Raw genomic sequence first — 3,304 nt, 5'->3', positions numbered from 1 at the left:
GTGTCAGTCTGTAGAGCGACCATAAGACCAGAACAGAGTAAATCTGTTAAGGCAGGTGCGAAAAATCCTTCGGGAAAGAAGCAGAAACCTAAATCGTGAGGTTTGGGAATCACCGTCCGTTTACGGCGGTGAGGATGTCAAGGATGCTTGTATCCAGATAGAATATCAGCGTTTATTTGCCTAAAACAAAACCCCACCATCGGTGGGGTTTCGGGTTTAATTTAGGAAATCCTAGAAGGTAAAGGTTCCGCGCAGGGTGCCAATCCACTCGTTACCAGTGCCTTTGAACTGTTCAGGTGCAGAAATCCAGATGACACCGGGGGTGATAGAAATATTGTCGGTGACTTGGTACTTGTAGAACAATTCAACGTGGTAGGGAACGATGTTAGATACTTTTAGCCCCATGTCTCGGAAGCTTAAGTGACCGATGTAGGGCTGCGCACCAGCAAACAGACCTAAGATATTTCCTTCTTTACCTAAGTCGGGGAAGGCAATACCAGCACCGTAGGTCCACACTTCCGCATCACCGAGACCGAGTAAGCGCACGGTGGAGTAGGAACCGAAGGCACTCAAGCTGGCGAAACCAAGATTCACTGCACCGGTTAAACCGTAGCTATTGGATACTTTGGCTCCGAAGTTGAAGAAACCGACTTCATCCTGTAGGGTGACGCTATCAGGATCGTTGCCGTTGACGTTGAGCAGGGTGTTTAACTGAGTTTGGGAAAGGTTAGCGGCGGAAGTCCCCGTTACACCGAAGGAACCACCGTTACCGAAGATGGCGGTATCGGCACCTTGGTAGGCGTTAACGTAGGTGAAGCCAACGTTCAAGAAGTTAAAGAGGTTAGCGTTAATCTGTGCTAAAGCGGCGTAATCTCCGTTAAAGAGACCATTACCCGGGTTAGGATTGGCCGCAGAACTGGAGCCACCACCACCGGCTAAATAACCCAAGGATAGGGAGGTCGGACCGACAATGCTTTGAAGAAAGCCTAACTGTAGGCTAACACCGGCCCCAGAACCACCACCGATACGATAGATGGGGTTTTCGGATGCGAAGGTGGATAGCGCACCATTACCACCGTCGAAGTCTTCAAAGAAGGGGTTAGTGGTGGGAACGAAGTCATTCCAAATACCACCCCAAGCGGCGACGTAGGTATTGAAGCGACCAAAATAACCTAAGTCAATGGGGGTATAGTAGGCCAACCAGTCGAGAACCACATCGCTACCGTTACCGGCGGCGGTCCAAGTTTGATAAAGGGAAGGGCTTTGCAGATTATCGAATCTGACGGAAGCGGGATCACCATTTTGTAGTGTGGTGGTCGATTTGTAATCAAATCCGAAGGGAGTGGCGCTGCCGGCCGATAAACGGGTTTTTAATACGTCCTGACCGGTGAAGCTCGTGTTTAACAGCAAACGAGCGCGGTATTGCATGGCGGCCTGGGAGGCAGGGCTACCGGCACCGACCGTATCGGTGACAGCGAAAATAACTTCCCCAGCTAATTTGGTGGTGGTGGAGAATTGGTTATTTTCGAGGAAAGACACCCGGCTTTCTAAGTTATCAACTCTAGCTCCCAACGCCGCTAATTCGGCCTGGAACTCATCCATCAAGCGCTTGAGGGCATCTAAGTCTTCCTTGAGGACGTTGACACCATCTTGAATTAAACGTTCCATCACGTTTAAGCAAGCGTTTAAACCAGCCGCAAATTCCCAACGGGTTAAAGCTCGGTCGCCGCGGAAGGTGCGATCGGGATAACCAACAATACAACCATAGCGTTCAACTAAACTTCTCAGGGCCTCATAGGCCCAAGCGGTGGGAGAAACATCGCGCAGTTGGTTAACGCTGGTGACTTGATCGATGGTGTTGCCCTGTACGGGTGCAACTTGACCTTCGTTACCGTAGCGCTCGATCTGATTGAGTAATTCGCCAGTTCCTGCACTGTTGTCCTGAACTTGAGCGATTTCTAGATTGTTAAATTCGGTAGAAACACTGGTAGATTTGACGGGATCGAAGCTACTAGCATTAGCGGAAGCTACTAGGGTAGCCCCCAAAATTGCTGGGCTAACCAGCAATGATTTCCAGAACATTTTTAACATGATGGTTTTTTCCTCACACCTTATAGGTTGACTACACAGTTTGATGCCGCATATAGCCTTGCTATTCTTCTGCCATTATACACAACTTAATTACTTAGGGAAAGATGTGATCTCATTTTTTTCCCTCGACCAGTTGACAAAGTGGCCACTCTGTCGTCCCTGACGGCACTTAAACAAAACCTAAGAGTTGACACAGCGGCGAGGATATCAAAGTTTCTCCAATTTGCGCTTACGACCGATTGAGTAAAGAACGCCCAGAACGGCTCCCAAAATTAAATAAGCCAGCAGCGTAGGAATCACCTGCTGCTGTACGTCATTCAAAATAGCGATAAAAAAGGCTAAACCGACATTGCGAGCAATAGAGGAAATCGCGAGAATCGATCGCTGATCATCATCGGGACCGCCTAGAGCGTGTCCTATCCCTAGAGAGGCGATTACCATAATCAGAATTGCAACCAGTGGCAATCCCCAAACTTTCAACAATACAGGAAATCCCAAAAGACCGACTAAGATAGCTAAGAGCAAAAACAAACCATTAGCCATAAAAGTTAAGGGTTTGGCGATCTTTTCGGCCAATTTAGCGGCGAACTTTTGCATCAGAAGCCCGATACTGACAGGCAAGAACTGCACCATGGCGACTTGCTGGGCTACCTCTAAAACGGTTACATTCTCTGAAAGCCTCTCAAAGAGGGTGGTAAAAATAGCCAAGGTAAGGGGCGTAATCACAACCGCAAGTAAAGCCAGGGTGAGTTGGAGACTGGCTGAGTAACGGAATCTGACTCCCGCCATTTGCGATCGCTTGGTAGTTAGAGGCGCACCAGGGGAAGCTGCCAAAAATGCCAATCCAGCCATCACTTCTGGGGGTAAGTTAAATAGTTTTAACAGCAGGAAAACCAGCAAAGGCACTAGGACGACAACGGCTAGAAGCGCACGGAAGAGTAAAGCGGGTTTGCGCCAGAGGGAGAGCATTTTCTCGAAAGAGAGAGCGATCCCGATGGCTAACATCAGCGAAAAAATCGTGATTTTAACAAGGATTAGCAATATTGGCTTGACTTCGAGAGATATAAGGGAGTTCATCGGAAATTTTGGGTCTGAAACCCCGCCGTTCTAGGTTGGCTTTACGTTAGAATTAAAAGGCCAGTCTCGAAAACCAAGTGGACGGCGCAGCACCTTGAAAACTCGGCTTAGGGGGTTCCGACCAGAAAAGCTTGGC

Annotated in this window: 2 protein-coding genes; both read right to left on the bottom strand. The window is 48.6% G+C overall.

Annotated elements, in window-relative coordinates:
• Positions 1-231: 231 nt before the first annotated feature.
• On the bottom strand, positions 232-2,091 hold the full coding sequence (locus IM509_RS00315) for an iron uptake porin (protein ID WP_052275863.1): 1,860 nt from the start codon (positions 2,089-2,091) through the stop codon (positions 232-234).
• A 207-nt stretch (positions 2,092-2,298) separates the two neighbouring features.
• Entirely contained in the window at positions 2,299-3,168 is an 870-nt protein-coding gene (locus tag IM509_RS00310; RefSeq protein ID WP_002771577.1) for a bile acid:sodium symporter family protein, read from the bottom strand.
• Positions 3,169-3,304: the final 136 nt, after the last annotated feature.

The organism is Microcystis sp. M31BS1 (assembly GCF_020245285.1).
GTDB lineage: Bacteria > Cyanobacteriota > Cyanobacteriia > Cyanobacteriales > Microcystaceae > Microcystis > Microcystis panniformis.
This window is presented reverse-complemented; position numbering and strand designations above follow the sequence as displayed.

Coding starts and splice junctions, on each gene's coding strand:
- IM509_RS00315 (WP_052275863.1), bottom strand. CDS start 2,091: ATGTTAAAAATGTTCTGGAAATCATTGCTGGTTAGCCCAGCAATTTTG.
- IM509_RS00310 (WP_002771577.1), bottom strand. CDS start 3,168: ATGAACTCCCTTATATCTCTCGAAGTCAAGCCAATATTGCTAATCCTT.